We start from the raw sequence: 13,315 nt of genomic DNA on the forward strand, positions 1-13,315 counted from the left end.
GTGAATTTCGCGTGATAATCATTAGAATCCATACCTTCAGTGATACTTACAAAAATAGAGGAATTTGGAGATTTTTGTCGAATATTTTATGGTATAATCATCATTGCTTTGAAAAATATGTAACTGCATGAGCGGGGTAAGGAGCTAATATGCGTTCACCTATACGTAATGAAATCAAGATTGAGGAAGAAAGACGGGCAAATAAGTTATTTATCTTTCTGTTTTTTGTATCCGTTATTTTATATGATGTGTATCGGTTTATTATTAGTCCTTTAATCGATCCCGATACGACTATGATCTTGCTAAATGAATCGAAAGAACTCATTCCACTAATGATGATCTATGCCATCGAATTTTCATTAATTCCTATTTCCAAGTGGTATTCAAATAGAGAGCAGCCTTTTGCTACAAAATATTTCTTTTTTGTAGTATTCATGGCGACTGCTCTCATTACAGAGATTTTTCGGTACATTGGAACAGACGAGATGTATGCTAGCGGAAGCCCAGTTGAGCTATTCTTTGTTTTGTTCTCTCCTTTGTTCGTGAACAAACGATTTTATATTACTGTTGTGGCTGGAATAACAGGGAAGTATGCCATTATGGGCTTTCTTACAATGTCGCCAGTCGTTGTATTTCCGATTCTTATACTTCTTTTATTCTCGGGAATTACGTTTATTATTTTAAATCGATTCCAATCCTATTTAAACACAATTGTGAAATCGTATGAGCAAGCTGCGCATAATGAGAAGTTAGCTTTTATTGGAAGGATTGCGACTGGAGTCACTCACGAAATTAAGAACCCTTTAACTTCTCTTAAAGGATTTGTACAGCTGCAAGAATCGGAGCAAACCTACAACCCGAAATATTCTAAGATTATGCTACAGGAGTTAGAACGATTAACGATAATCGTTAATGATTTAATGGTGATTGGCAAGCCACAATCAATTAATTTGAAACCGATTAACTTAACGGACTGTCTCGAATACGTTGTTAGTTTATTGCAGCAGGAAGCAGAACATAAGCAAATCACGATTTATACTAACTTTCCAGAAGAGCAAGTTCAGATCATGGGGGAAGACGTTAGGTTGAAACAAGTTATACTTAACTTGGTGAAAAATGCAATGGAAGCGATGCCTGATGGAGGAGAAATTCGCTTGAAGCTTGTTAATGATGGTGATTGGACAACTATTCATATCATGGATAGAGGAGTTGGAATTGCCGAAGAAGACATTCCGCATTTAGATCAAGCTTTTTATACAACGAAAGAAAATGGGACTGGGCTTGGTTTAATGGTCAGCTATAAAATTGTAGAGGATCACCATGGTAAAATTGACGTACATAGTGAAGTGAATCACGGGACAACTTTTTCAATTAGCTTTCCCATACTGTCACATTCCTTAGACAACACAGTAGTTAATTTGGCGTCATACCAGGGGGATAACGGACATACCCTGTAGAAAAAATGAAATGACGTTAAATATCAAACAATATCAAAAATATCACATATTTAGGAAACGACCGTCATCTCTCGTTACAATAGAACTATAAACAAATCAAAAGGGAGAAAGGGTGACCGGGGAATGGGTTACTATGACGATAATCAATCAAGAGCGAAACAGACAAAAAGAGGGATGAATTGGTTTTTACCGAGTACGTTCGGCGCAATTGTCGGAGCATCCGTTATGCTTGTTGCGGCGCCGCTCGTCTCGAATGTAGAACAGTCTTCAACAAATCAAGCGGCGGTAACCACTACTGCAAGTGGAGGTGTTGAAACTTCCAATGTAGCATACAATGTCTCATCTGATATAACAACGGCTGTTCAAAAAGCACAGGACGCTGTCGTAAGTATTACAAGCTATCAAAACCAGGGGAGTGGATTTTCTTTAGAAGATCCATCCGGTCAATCGGGACAGGCTGCTGCATCAGGGTCTGGTGTTATTTACAAGAATGAGGGCGGAAAAGCCTATGTAGTGACGAATAACCACGTAGTTGAAGGTGCGTCTTCAGTAGATGTAACGTTAAGCAATGAGAAAAAAGCAGAGGCGAAGGTACTTGGTACGGATGCGTTAATGGACTTAGCTGTGTTAGAAATTGATGCGAAGGATGTTGAAGCAGTTGCCGAACTTGGTTCTTCTTCTAGTCTACAAACAGGGGAACCTGCTATTGCGGTTGGGAATCCATTAGGCTTCCTTCAAGGATCTGTGACGCAGGGAATTATTAGTAACCCAAGTCGTACGATTCCTGTTGATCTTGACCAGAATGGACAGCCTGATTATGAGGCGGATGTTATTCAAACTGATGCATCGATTAATCCCGGTAACAGTGGTGGTGCATTAATTAATATTAAAGGTCAATTAATTGGTATTAACTCATCCAAAATTGCAGAAGAAACAGTTGAAGGCATCGGATTTGCGATTCCGATTGACGATGCGCAACCGATCATTGAGCAGCTTGAAATGACAGGTGAAGTAAAGCGTCCAGTAATGGGAGTTACACCTGCCTCGTTAGCTGAAGTTCCAACGCAATATTGGACTGGTACGCTTAATTTACCTGAAGGTGTAGAGAGCGGAGTAGTTCTAATGGGCATTGCTCCTAATTCTCCAGCTTCAGACGCAGGGTTGAAAGAAAGAGATGTCGTCGTTAAGCTTGATGATACGGAAGTAAAGGATTCAGCCGCACTTCGTAAGTACTTGTATTCCAATAAAAAAGTTGGAGATAAAATGGATGTAACGTTCTATCGTGACGGAAAACAACAGACTGTTTCAATGACTCTAGCTAATCAGAATGGACTTTAAATATCAAAAAACCCTCTGGATCATGCATCCAGAGGGTTTTCGTTATGAATGGGCTTTTTAGCACCATTGATTTTTGTGAGAAAATAGAAGACAGGCGTATCTAAAAGAGCAAGCGCCATTTTAATCACAAATTGTGAAAGAATCATGATCCATATGTTAGGGACCGTTCCGATAAACGCAATTGTGATGAAAATGGTTGTATCAAGTAGCTGAGATGTCAGTGTACTCACGTTATTCCGAAGCCACTTATGACGGTCAGCTGTACGTTTCTTAATCGCAGAGAAAATATAAACGTCTACGTGTTGCGAAACGAGATAGGCTGCAAGGCTGGCAAGAACAAATCGATAATTCTGACCTAGGAGAATTTCGTATGCCGCCTGCGTATCAGTTGCAAAAGGTGCTACAGGTAAAAGCATACCAAGATAAATCATAATACTAGCAAAAATTTGCGCAATAAATCCATACTGAACGGTTCGTTTTGCTTCTTCTTTCCCGTAGTTCTCGTGAATGATATCTGTGAATAGAAACGAAAAGGCGTACATCACAACGGCCGCGGGAATCACGAAACTTCCGATCATCACCACTTTTCCTGCTAGTACGTTTGCGATCACAATGGAAGTCGCAAATAACACGTTAAACAGGACAAGTTGACGGTCGATGTATTGATTCGTCATATTATGATGCTGCTTTCTCACGAACAGCTGTTGTTTTTAGCTCGATACCGCCTCGTGCTGATTGATAAACTGTAATTGTAACTTTCAAAGGGTCGATTGCGTAGACAACATCATCTGCGATGCGGGCAGCTAGTGTCTCGCAGAAGCTTCCTTCGTCACGGTAAGACCAGAGGTAAAATTTCAGTGATTTTGACTCGATGCATTTTTCATCGGGTACATATGAAATTTCAACTCGTCCAAAATCAGGCTGTCCTGTTTTGGGACAAACTGCTGTGAATTCGAGTGCATTAAACGTGATTTCCTGAACGTTCGGTGCATCAAATGCTTCGTTTTTTATTACTTCTCGTGCTTGTTCTACGCTTTCCGGGCGAGGCATTGGTCCGGAAGAAGGTAGCCATGCTTTATCCATGCTATTCATTCTAATTCCTCCTTTAGTTTTGATGAAGCAGGAAGGTTACGAACTGCTGTCATACAACGTTGTCTATTATAACAGAGCAGCATTCTGATGCGAAGAAAGAAGTTCATGTCAAATTTTTTAGTTTAGCTTTTAACATAAAGGGAAAGAAAAAACTAGCTAAGTAAACTAAGAAAGACAATAGGAGGAATCGTCATGCAAACGACAACGACAGTAAACGAAGAAAAGAACGGAAAGCTTGTTAAAGGTATTTTGGTAGGCGCGATTGTAGGTGGCGCTGTAGCTATGCTTGATTCAACAACTCGAAACAAAGTACGCTCAACAGCAGGAAACGTAAAAGATTCTTCAAGAGGTTTCTATACGCGTGTGAAGGAAAACCCTGGCGAAGTGAAGGACGACTGGATGGATCGTATTCAATCAGCATCTTCAGTACTAAAGGAAGCAATGAATGATGCACAATCACTTTATGAAAAAGTAAATGATGAAGTGGTTGATCAGGTGAATCAGGTAAAAGAAGATTCAACAGAAGTGATTTCAACAGCGAAAGAAGCTGGAGAAGACCTGCATGAAATTGGAAGTAAAGTAAAAGAAGCAGGTCAGGAAGTATCTGATTCTAGTGAAAATCAATATGAGCCAACAAATATTCCAGGAAGCGAAACGCGTACACCTGGAAATACATCTTCCAATCCGAATACGAGCTTGTAATTGAACGAACATCACCATATAAAAGATTAATGAAGGATTAACAAAGAAGGCTTCCGCTTATAAAGAGCGGAAGCCTTCTTTTTAATTTAGTTACGAAATGTAAGATGCACCAATGATTATTAAAAGAATAAACAAAACAACGATTAACGCAAAACCTTGACCGTAACCACTCATGATTGTTCCTCCCGTCAATATGTGTCGCTTCTTTACTAACGTATGTTGGGAGGTGGAAATGTGGACGTAGGCATTAGCCCTTTTTGGGTGGGCAGGCTATATCGTTTGGATAGCAGAAGCAGGGTAGTCCGTAAATATCGCTGAACAACCGAGTTTTTGGAGGTTGGATACTTGTAGAGGATCATTTACTGTGAAAGCTCGCACAGGAATTCCGCGCTTCTGGGTGTTTTTCATTAAATGTTCATCCACTGCCTGCCATTCTATGTGAAGACTTTGAGCTCCAACGCGTTGAAGGTAGTCCCATGGATCAATGATTTTTTCCATTAAAAGAACAGCTGTTTCAATTTTATCGTTTTTTTGTGCGAGTTTCTGAATACTATAATGATTGAAGGATGACAGAATGGTTCGGTCGCAAAGCTTATAGTAAGTAAGAAGATCCAGGACGCGATCTTCTAGACTATTATACGGAAAAACGCCATTCTTCAGTTCAATGTTTAAGAGTAAAGAAGTGGAAGACACCCATTCCAACACGTCTTTTAATGAAGGGATCGACGTTCCCTGAAAGCGGTTGGAGAATGTTTGGCCAGCGTCTAATCGGATAAGATCTTCGTAAAGAAAGTCTTTTACAAAACCGATGCCATTCGTTGTTCGCTCAACTCGTTCATCATGAATAACAACAGGGACAAGATCTTTAGTTAATTGAACGTCGAGTTCGATTCCGTGAGCACCAGCTCTATGAGCAGCCTGGAATGAAAGGAGTGTATTCTCAGGGTGCGTACCTGATGAACCGCGGTGTCCATAAATTTGAAATGAAGAAGCCATAGGTCACCTCTTTCTGATTTGGATTTAGAAATCCATCTATGTAATGTATTCGCTCATGGATTCATTTTTCCTTTGATTTCATATATCAAGTTCATGCTAAAGGAGAGTTTGAATCAATTTGAATGGATTATGATAAAGGTGTGTTATGCCTGTTATAAGGAAGGGAGAGAATAGTGTGTCTAAAGGAGTTGCTTTACCTGAAGCTCACTCTCATTATTTTCGTGGGAGCATCGAAAACCGATACAATCATCACCATTTAAGTATGATAGGTTTTAGTTTGCCTGTAAATGGGACTTCGTTTGATCAACATGTTCACCGTATTGAAGGGATTACGGTAATGGATCAGGGTCACCAACACCGTTATAGCGTTCGATCTAGTCCGCCGATTACATTACCTGGTGGTGGTCATTATCATACGTTTAGCGGTGAAACGATATCAAAAGAAAAGCATGAGCATTATTTCTCTGGTCAAACGAGTCCTCCTATAGGAAATCCTCCAGCGGATTGGTAGATCAGTTAAATGGGGTGTTTTCCTTCAATGAATTGAAACCTAAGCCTCATGATTGGCAGTTATTAAAAAAGGCGATGCACATGGCATCGCTTTTTTTACATTTTAATTTCTCGTTTGTTTTGATAAAACGTGAATGCTAGGGCACCAATCAGAATCGTGCCTTTAATAATATCTTGAGCATAATAAGGAACATTCAACATTGTTAGCCCATTTAATAGAATTCCAATTAAGACAGCTCCAATGAACGTACCGAATGCATTTGGTTTTCCGGAACCAAGTACAGAATAACCAATCAATGCTGCGGCAACGCCGTCCATAAGTAAAGGTGCACCGGCAGAAACCTGACCAGTTCCAATTCTTGAAGCAAGAACAATTCCAGCAATTCCGGCAAACAGTCCGCTAAGTACGTAGGCGAGCGTACGATATCGTTGAACCGCAACACCTGATAATCTTGCAGCTTCTCGATTACTGCCTGTCATGTAGAGTAATCTTCCCGCTCGTGTATAAGTGAGAAAAAGGTGAACGAGAATGACGCAAACAATCATAAAAATCGCTGGAAAAGGAACGCCCGCGATTTCACCCTGGCCAATAAAAAGAAAAGATGGAATGAATTTGCCTGGGGCGGTTGTCCCGTCACTCATAGGCATATTGTTGTAAATGGAAAAACCTTTCGTATAAGTTAGTTGAATCCCATTCACGATATACATAACGGCTAGCGTTGCAAGAAGATCAGGGATTCTTATTTTAATTGTTATGAAGGCATTTATTAAGCCAATCAATACCCCGATCAGAATAGGAATGAGTAGAGCGACGAGAAGTTCTTGCCGATACCAGACTAAGGCAGATGCGCTCGCAACAGTAGCGAGACTAACGGTTGAGCCAACAGATAAGTCAAAACCTCCAACAATTAATGTAAAGGTAACACCGAGTGCAACGAGTGTCACAATTGAAATGGAGCGAAGGATATCCGCAAAGTTACTGTAAGTAAGAAAGCGATCGTTAAGAATAGTGAAGATGAGAATAAGTCCAACGATGACGAGTAACGTACCATATTTGACGAAAAAGCTGATCACTTTATCCTTGAATGGTGAGGCGATCCCTCTTTGATTTTGTGTTTGTACGAGTTCAGCTGCTGATTTCAATCTTCCTACCTCCTGTAGCTGCTTGCATAATGGCTTCCTCTGTCATCTCTTCACCTGTGAGCGTGGCAGTAATTTCGCCATCGTACATGACAAGGATTCTATCTGATAGATCAAGAAGCTCTTCGATTTCGCTGGAAAAATATATAACCCCTTTCCCTTGATCGGCAAGCTCTTTTATTAGAGCTATCACTTCTGCTTTGGCTTTCACATCAATGCCTTTTGTTGGTTCATCAAAGAGAAATACTTTCTGATCATCGTATAACCATTTTCCGATAGCTGCTTTCTGTTGATTTCCCCCACTGAGATGATGGATCGGTTCTTTAGGTGAAGCTGCTTTAATGCCGAGCTGAGTTATTTGCCTGGATGAATAATTTTCCTCTTTTTTTCGATTAAGGAATCCTCTGAGTGAATGACGCCGTAGAGAAGGGAGCGTTAGGTTTTCTGATAATGAGAAATCGAGTAGAATACCCGATTTTCTTCGCTCTTCTGGTACAAGACAAATCCCGGCTTTAATCGCGTCAGCTGGAGAGCGAAAGCGGTATGTTTGGTTGTTAATGTGAACACATCCTCTTGTATGCTTTGTTGCTCCAAAGAGGGTTAATGCCGTTTCCGATTTTCCTGCACCTACAAGTCCTGCGACACCAATGATTTCTCCATGATTCAATAAGAAATTCACTGTTTTTCCAGTTTCGGGTATAAAGAGATTCTCAGCCCGCATTAAAGCATGACTCGTGCTCTTTGTTTGACGGGGTTCTTTTTTTCTAAGGGTTGATCCAACCATACTGGAAATGATCTCATCCGCTGAAACAGTTTTTGTTTCAGCGGAAAGATGAACTTTGCCGTCTCGTAAAATCGTAAAACGGTCGCTTATTTCTTCTATTTCTGGCATGCGGTGAGAAATGTAAATCATCCCCACGCCTTTCTTCTTCAGTTTGTTAATAAGATGAAATAATAGCTTTGTTTCCTCTACACTAAGTGGAGCAGTTGGTTCATCCAGGATCAAATATTGCGTCTCCTGTGCCATTGCTCGAGCAATTAAGATCATTTGTTTCTCTGACAGCGAGCATTCGCAAGCCAGTTTATCAGGTGTTAAAGTAATACCGAGAGAGTTAAGTAAATCTCTTGTTCGTTGCCGTTCTTTGTTAGAAGAATAGCGTTTGAAAGGAGATTTATTCATTGAGTCAGCCCAAATATTTTCAGAAACGGATAGGGTAGGAAACAAAGCCGTATCGACTTCTTGTACAACCATTCCGATGCCAGCTTTTTTTGCATCGGAAGGTGTATGAATCGGTAGAGGTTCTCCGTTAAGTAAAATAGAACCGCTGTCTCGTTCATAGTCTCCACAAACCATTTTCATAAGCGTGCTTTTACCAGCTCCATTCGTACCGAGCAGGGCGTGCACTTCGCCTGAACGAATCGTTAGGGAGACGTTTTTTAATACAGGGATATTTCCGAATGATTTAGAAATGTTTTGAATGTATAACTCACTCATTTGCTATCATCCTGTTGCGTTAATTTCTCCATCCACGGAGAAATAGCTGCGTCAGAAGAGCCCCAGTCATCGACGTAATTGCCTAATTCACTCATTGAAATGGTTTCGTCTGGTAAATCAGATTGTTTTACTAGATGCGGATCAAGTGAGAAAATCTCAGGCGTTTCTTCTCCAGCAATTTTCTGATAAGCAAAACGTACTTGAACACGTCCTACTTCCGCCGGATCAGTAGCGGCAGATGAAAGCCATGGGCTATTATCCTTTTGCATCATTTGGAGATCTTCGTCACTCATGTCGATGCCATAAACTTTGATTTCTTCTCGACCAGCTTGCTCAATGGCACGAGTAGCGCCTTTCGCAAATTCATCCCATGGGGCAAATACAGCATCAATATCTCCTTTGTTTGGATATTGCTTTAGAATAGTTTCCATTTGGGTTTGGGTATCAAGAGCTGTATTAGCACTCGCGGTCCCGAACTTAGCGATTTCATTGATTTCTGGATAGCGCTCCTGGAAGGCCTCATAAATCGCATTTCGTCGCTCCATGGGCGCAAATCCTCCTACCCACACATAGACAATATTTCCTTCACCATTTAAATCTTGAGCAAGCGTTTTTAATGTATTCCATGCAAGACTATAATCATCTTGATCAATAACTGTTACACCTGGCACGTTAATATCGCTATCAAACACAACGACAGGTATGCCTTTATCAACGGCTTTTTTCACTCCAGCTTCGAGTGCATCTGCTCGGCCATGATCAATTAAGATCGCATCGACTTTTTGGTTGATGGCTGTATCAAGGTGTGTAGCCATTTTGGAAAGGTCATTATCAGCATTATAAACTTGAACGCTTCCGCCAAATTTTTCAACCTGATCTTCAACTCCTTTTACGTACTGGGAAGAAAATGTACCGAGGGATGCTTGCATAATCGCTGCTATTTTGATAGGTTTTTGAACTTCTTTTGGAATGTCTGAAGAAACTTTAGACGTTTCTTCACCCGTGTTCGTAGTTGCCTCACTTGATTCCGTATTGCTTGCTTCTGGTGCACTTACGGCATCTTGCTCACTCGTACAAGCTGCAAGCACGACGAGAAGAAGAATGGATAAAATAAGTCCTAAGCGTTTCATGAATGTACCTCCGTGTTTTTAGCGTGTGGGAAAGCAAGATGAGCAAGGTTTTCAGCAGACGGTGTTCGAACGATACCGTGCTCCGTAATGATTCCGTTAAGTAATTCATTTGGCGTCACATCAAAAGCAGGATTAAATACACCAATGTTTTCAGCTGCAACACGTTCACCTTTATAGTGCGTGACTTCTTTCGTGTCTCGCTCCTCAATCGGAATCGCTTCTCCGTCAGGGATCGAGTAGTCAATTGTTGAGATGGGTGCAGCAACATAAAAAGGAACGTTGTATGCTTTTGCGATATGGGCAAGGCCGAGCGTACCAATCTTATTAGCTGTATCACCATTTGCAGCAATCCGATCAGCACCAACAATTACTGCAGCGATTTTCTTTGTTTTTAATACGTGAGCTACCATACTGTCTGTAATAAGCGTAACGTCAATACCAGCACGCTCAAGCTCCCATGCGGTTAATCGAGCACCCTGTAGAACTGGTCTGGTTTCCGTCGCAATTGCAGAGATGGAGAGACCGTTTTCCTTTGCCAGATGGAGAGGCGCAAGAGCAGTCCCGTATTTTGCTGTTGCGATCCCACCTGCATTGCAGTGTGTGAGGATGGTATCCCCATCATTTAATAGCTTCAGACCATGTTCTCCAATACGCTGACAGACAAGTTCATCCTCTTTATGGATAGTAAGTGCTTCGTGCAGAATCGCTTCTTTCATTTTTTGAACTGTTGGTAAGGAAAAGCTAGCTCGGATGATGCGATCGATCGCCCAAGAGAGATTAACTGCAGTGGGACGAGAGGAGGCAAGATATTTTCCTTGGTTGACTAGCGCTGTCTTGAACGCTGTTGCTTCGTTTGTTTGAACATGCTGACTCCAAAGAACAAGACCATACGCTGCGGCGATTCCAATGGCTGGTGCTCCGCGGACCACAAGGGCAGAAATGCTATTCCAGACATCCTCGATTGCCGTTTGCTTAAGGTAGATCTCTTGTTGTGGAAGATGCCGTTGATCGAGGAGTAAGAGATGATCACCTTTCCACTGGAGTGATGAGATAACAGTCATTTAAATGACCTCCTTGATTGCTTTAATGTATTGTTCAATCGAAGTGATGCTTTTTCGGTCTAAAATAAGTTTTTTTCCAAGGGTAAGCGCCTTTTTTTCCACAGCGAGTTTTACTCTTGGATCACTGATCGTCTCGATCTCTTCTACATGAGCAAGTCCAATCGTTCTTCGGATGATTTTACAGCCGGAAAATCCAATGCTATCGACAAAAATAGATTGTAGAAGAGCGTCTAGGTATCCTCTCGAATAACGATTATCTTCTGAGAGATGGTCGTCCCATAATGATCGGAAAGTAGATTCAAATACGTTCCAAACCTCGGTAGTGACGCCAAATAAATAAGCGAGGTATCCTTCTTTCTCTTCTTCTGATCTATGGGCCTCCTGCGACAGGATACTAAGCGCAATATTGGCGATAAAAGCACCGACATCAAAACCAGCTGGCCCATAGAAAGCAAATTCTGGATCGATTATTTTGGTTGAGCTTTCCGTAACAAACAGGCTACCTGTATGTAAGTCCCCATGTATCAAAGCTTCTCCTTTTGTTAAAAAAGAGTGTTTGAGGGAGGCCACTTCAGTGAGGAAATCGTCATCTTCCCAGAGCGATTCAACATCTGCTCGAAGCTCTTCTGTAAAGGCATTGCTTTCGGCATTATAGAAAGGATCTGAAAATACGAGGGTTTCTGTTATGCCACATAAGTCTGGATTACTAAACCGTTTGGCAAGCTCTTTCTTATTTGCCGAACCAAGACCGTAGTCAGAAGTGAAAAAGAGCGTATGAGCGAGGTAGGTACCGACGTTTCTTGCAAGTTCAGGATATATACGTCCTTCAATAAGTCCTTTGCGTAAAATAGTGTGCGTTGATAAATCTTCCATAACCGTTGCGGCTTTTTCAGAGTCATGCAAATAAACGATTGGAGAAAAGTCAGGAACGAGCGAGTGAGCTTGCTTGAGCGCCTCGCTTTCAATTCTGGACCGATCAAGTGTAAGCGGCCAGGATTCGCCAACTACTTTGGCATAAGGCAAGGCTTGTTTGACGATCCAGGATTGTCCTGTTTTCTTGTGTTGAACATGAAAGACATAATTTAAATTGCCATCGCCAATTTCCTTTACATGAACAGGAGCGGTGCGATCCAAAAGCTCGTGATGCTCTAAAAATTGCACAACTGTTTCGCTTGTAAACGGTGTGTACCCTGAAGTGATCTGAATACCCATGTAAAATTCCCCTTTCAACTATTTATGGTTGTTGTATTGCATGAAGATCGGAATTTCGGCATAAAAAAAGCCTCTTTCCGAAGAAAGAGGCTTGAAGACAGAGATACTTCACACCTCTTATCTTCCAGAATGAATATCATCCTGTTGGAAGTAGCACCGTGCCATTTAAGTCATCGATTCATCTGGACTTTAAAATAGGTCGGTTGCTGGGCGTCATAGGGCCAAATCCCTCAGCCTGCTCTTGATAAGAGAAAGTTTATGAAATTATTTTACAATTTTTTCGCTTGAAATGTATGTTACATAGAAAGGAACATGTTTGTCAATAATATTTTGAATATTATTTATAAATATCTGGACGTCGATCTTCAAAGATAGGAATGCGACTCCGGATTGATGACATTTCCTCTTCGTCAATAGAACCTGTTAAAATAACCTCTTCTTCTCCTGCTTCTGCGATAATTGTTCCCCACGGATCAATGATCAATGAGTGTCCTCCAAACGTATTATCAGGATCTTCCCCGACACGATTACAAGCAATCACGTAGCACTGATTTTCAATCGCGCGACTGATAAGTAATGCTCGCCAATGATCGGTGCGTTGCTTTGGCCATTCTGCTGGTACGAACAATACTTGGGCACCTTCAACTGCATGAAGGCGAAGCCACTCAGGAAAGCGAATATCATAACAAATGAACCCGGCACATGGGAGTTCTTCAAGTGTAAAATGACTTTTTTCATTTCCAGAAACGAGGAATTTCTCTTCATTCATTAAACGAAACAGGTGCGCTTTGCTATACTCATGAACGAGCTGCCCATCTCGATTGAACACAAGCATGGTGTTCGTTACTTCGCCGTTATGATGCTTAGCGATGGAGCCCCCGACAATATTTACGTCGTTTTTTTTGGCGAGGCGAGATAGAAAAGCAATCGACTTTTCTGCATCAGTATCTCCAATTTCATCAAGACGAGATAAATCATAACCTGTGGACCACAATTCTGGTAAAACGATGATATCTGGTTTGTCACTCACCGCCTTAGAAACAAGCTCTTCAACTTTAGAGAAATTCTTTTCTGGATTGCCAAAAGCAATATCAAATTGCAACAGGGCAAGGTTTTTCATTGATTTGTCCTCCTTACATGTTTAGAAATTGACCTTTACATGGTTGTGTATCCAAGATAACA

General features: G+C 41.2%; 14 protein-coding genes and 1 riboswitch. Of the genes, 4 read left to right on the top strand and 10 right to left on the bottom strand.

Features of this window, described 5'->3' with window-relative positions; genetic code table 11:
- The first annotated feature begins 149 nt into the window (after positions 1 to 149).
- Together AC0VYJ_RS04080 and AC0VYJ_RS04085 are read left to right on the top strand one after the other, a co-directional pair.
- Positions 150 to 1,457, top strand: a complete 1,308-nt coding sequence (locus AC0VYJ_RS04080) for an ATP-binding protein (RefSeq protein ID WP_475366584.1) — start codon at positions 150 to 152, stop codon at positions 1,455 to 1,457.
- A 123-nt stretch (positions 1,458 to 1,580) separates the two neighbouring features.
- Positions 1,581 to 2,795 (top strand): S1C family serine protease, encoded by a 1,215-nt coding sequence (locus AC0VYJ_RS04085; RefSeq protein WP_475366585.1) that lies wholly within the window; start codon positions 1,581 to 1,583, stop codon positions 2,793 to 2,795.
- 20 nt (positions 2,796 to 2,815) lie between these two features.
- On the opposite strand, the gene AC0VYJ_RS04090 is transcribed toward AC0VYJ_RS04085, so the two are convergent.
- Together AC0VYJ_RS04090 and queF are read right to left on the bottom strand one after the other, a co-directional pair.
- Complete coding sequence (locus AC0VYJ_RS04090; RefSeq protein WP_430246703.1) at positions 2,816 to 3,469, bottom strand: queuosine precursor transporter; 654 nt, start codon at positions 3,467 to 3,469, stop codon at positions 2,816 to 2,818.
- A 1-nt stretch (position 3,470) separates the two neighbouring features.
- Entirely contained in the window at positions 3,471 to 3,887 is a 417-nt protein-coding gene (gene queF / locus AC0VYJ_RS04095) for a preQ(1) synthase (protein WP_226615987.1), read from the bottom strand.
- A gap of 192 nt (positions 3,888 to 4,079) precedes the next feature.
- On the opposite strand from queF, the gene AC0VYJ_RS04100 reads away from it, so the two are divergent.
- Complete coding sequence (locus AC0VYJ_RS04100; protein ID WP_194219949.1) at positions 4,080 to 4,589, top strand: YtxH domain-containing protein; 510 nt, start codon at positions 4,080 to 4,082, stop codon at positions 4,587 to 4,589.
- A gap of 90 nt (positions 4,590 to 4,679) precedes the next feature.
- Here the strand turns inward: AC0VYJ_RS04100 and AC0VYJ_RS04105 are convergent, their stop codons facing one another.
- Entirely contained in the window at positions 4,680 to 4,763 is an 84-nt protein-coding gene (locus tag AC0VYJ_RS04105; protein ID WP_136948306.1) for a YjcZ family sporulation protein, read from the bottom strand.
- Positions 4,764 to 4,859: 96 nt separating this feature from the next.
- Positions 4,860 to 5,585 carry a glycerophosphodiester phosphodiesterase gene (locus AC0VYJ_RS04110; RefSeq protein WP_475366586.1) on the bottom strand — a complete coding sequence of 242 codons (726 nt, stop codon included), beginning with the start codon at positions 5,583 to 5,585 and terminating at the stop codon, positions 4,860 to 4,862.
- Positions 5,586 to 5,760: 175 nt separating this feature from the next.
- Here AC0VYJ_RS04110 and AC0VYJ_RS04115 point away from each other — a divergent pair, with 175 nt between their 5' ends.
- Entirely contained in the window at positions 5,761 to 6,096 is a 336-nt protein-coding gene (locus tag AC0VYJ_RS04115) for a YmaF family protein (RefSeq protein WP_475366587.1), read from the top strand.
- Positions 6,097 to 6,191: 95 nt separating this feature from the next.
- On the opposite strand, the gene AC0VYJ_RS04120 is transcribed toward AC0VYJ_RS04115, so the two are convergent.
- The 6 genes from AC0VYJ_RS04120 to AC0VYJ_RS04145 form a co-directional block, all read right to left on the bottom strand.
- Entirely contained in the window at positions 6,192 to 7,166 is a 975-nt protein-coding gene (locus tag AC0VYJ_RS04120) for an ABC transporter permease (RefSeq protein ID WP_303533234.1), read from the bottom strand.
- 55 nt (positions 7,167 to 7,221) lie between these two features.
- Positions 7,222 to 8,730: a sugar ABC transporter ATP-binding protein gene (locus tag AC0VYJ_RS04125; RefSeq protein WP_475366588.1), complete on the bottom strand. Its 1,509-nt coding sequence runs from the start codon at positions 8,728 to 8,730 to the stop codon at positions 7,222 to 7,224.
- Positions 8,727 to 9,860, bottom strand: a complete 1,134-nt coding sequence (locus AC0VYJ_RS04130) for a sugar ABC transporter substrate-binding protein (RefSeq protein ID WP_475366589.1) — start codon at positions 9,858 to 9,860, stop codon at positions 8,727 to 8,729. The genes AC0VYJ_RS04125 and AC0VYJ_RS04130 overlap by 4 nt, the downstream gene beginning before the upstream one ends.
- On the bottom strand, positions 9,857 to 10,921 hold the full coding sequence (gene mtnA, locus AC0VYJ_RS04135; protein ID WP_475366590.1) for an S-methyl-5-thioribose-1-phosphate isomerase: 1,065 nt from the start codon (positions 10,919 to 10,921) through the stop codon (positions 9,857 to 9,859). The genes AC0VYJ_RS04130 and mtnA overlap by 4 nt, the downstream gene beginning before the upstream one ends.
- Entirely contained in the window at positions 10,922 to 12,133 is a 1,212-nt protein-coding gene (mtnK, locus tag AC0VYJ_RS04140) for an S-methyl-5-thioribose kinase (RefSeq protein ID WP_475366591.1), read from the bottom strand.
- A 114-nt stretch (positions 12,134 to 12,247) separates the two neighbouring features.
- Positions 12,248 to 12,384: riboswitch (SAM riboswitch) on the bottom strand.
- 86 nt (positions 12,385 to 12,470) lie between these two features.
- Positions 12,471 to 13,253 (bottom strand): carbon-nitrogen family hydrolase, encoded by a 783-nt coding sequence (locus tag AC0VYJ_RS04145; protein ID WP_475366592.1) that lies wholly within the window; start codon positions 13,251 to 13,253, stop codon positions 12,471 to 12,473.
- Positions 13,254 to 13,315: the final 62 nt, after the last annotated feature.

The organism is Anaerobacillus sp. 63XJN7_5_ISO-PGPR-S23-430, assembly GCF_056173695.1.

Bases quoted from the DNA above. Each gene is read 5' to 3' on its own strand.
- AC0VYJ_RS04100 (WP_194219949.1), top strand. From the start codon at position 4,080: ATGCAAACGACAACGACAGTAAACGAAGAAAAGAACGGAAAGCTTGTT.
- AC0VYJ_RS04105 (WP_136948306.1), bottom strand. From the start codon at position 4,763: ATGAGTGGTTACGGTCAAGGTTTTGCGTTAATCGTTGTTTTGTTTATT.
- AC0VYJ_RS04125 (WP_475366588.1), bottom strand. From the start codon at position 8,730: ATGAGTGAGTTATACATTCAAAACATTTCTAAATCATTCGGAAATATC.
- queF (WP_226615987.1), bottom strand. From the start codon at position 3,887: ATGAATAGCATGGATAAAGCATGGCTACCTTCTTCCGGACCAATGCCT.
- AC0VYJ_RS04085 (WP_475366585.1), top strand. From the start codon at position 1,581: ATGGGTTACTATGACGATAATCAATCAAGAGCGAAACAGACAAAAAGA.
- AC0VYJ_RS04130 (WP_475366589.1), bottom strand. From the start codon at position 9,860: ATGAAACGCTTAGGACTTATTTTATCCATTCTTCTTCTCGTCGTGCTT.
- mtnA (WP_475366590.1), bottom strand. From the start codon at position 10,921: ATGACTGTTATCTCATCACTCCAGTGGAAAGGTGATCATCTCTTACTC.
- AC0VYJ_RS04080 (WP_475366584.1), top strand. From the start codon at position 150: ATGCGTTCACCTATACGTAATGAAATCAAGATTGAGGAAGAAAGACGG.
- mtnK (WP_475366591.1), bottom strand. From the start codon at position 12,133: ATGGGTATTCAGATCACTTCAGGGTACACACCGTTTACAAGCGAAACA.
- AC0VYJ_RS04090 (WP_430246703.1), bottom strand. From the start codon at position 3,469: ATGACGAATCAATACATCGACCGTCAACTTGTCCTGTTTAACGTGTTA.
- AC0VYJ_RS04145 (WP_475366592.1), bottom strand. From the start codon at position 13,253: ATGAAAAACCTTGCCCTGTTGCAATTTGATATTGCTTTTGGCAATCCA.
- AC0VYJ_RS04110 (WP_475366586.1), bottom strand. From the start codon at position 5,585: ATGGCTTCTTCATTTCAAATTTATGGACACCGCGGTTCATCAGGTACG.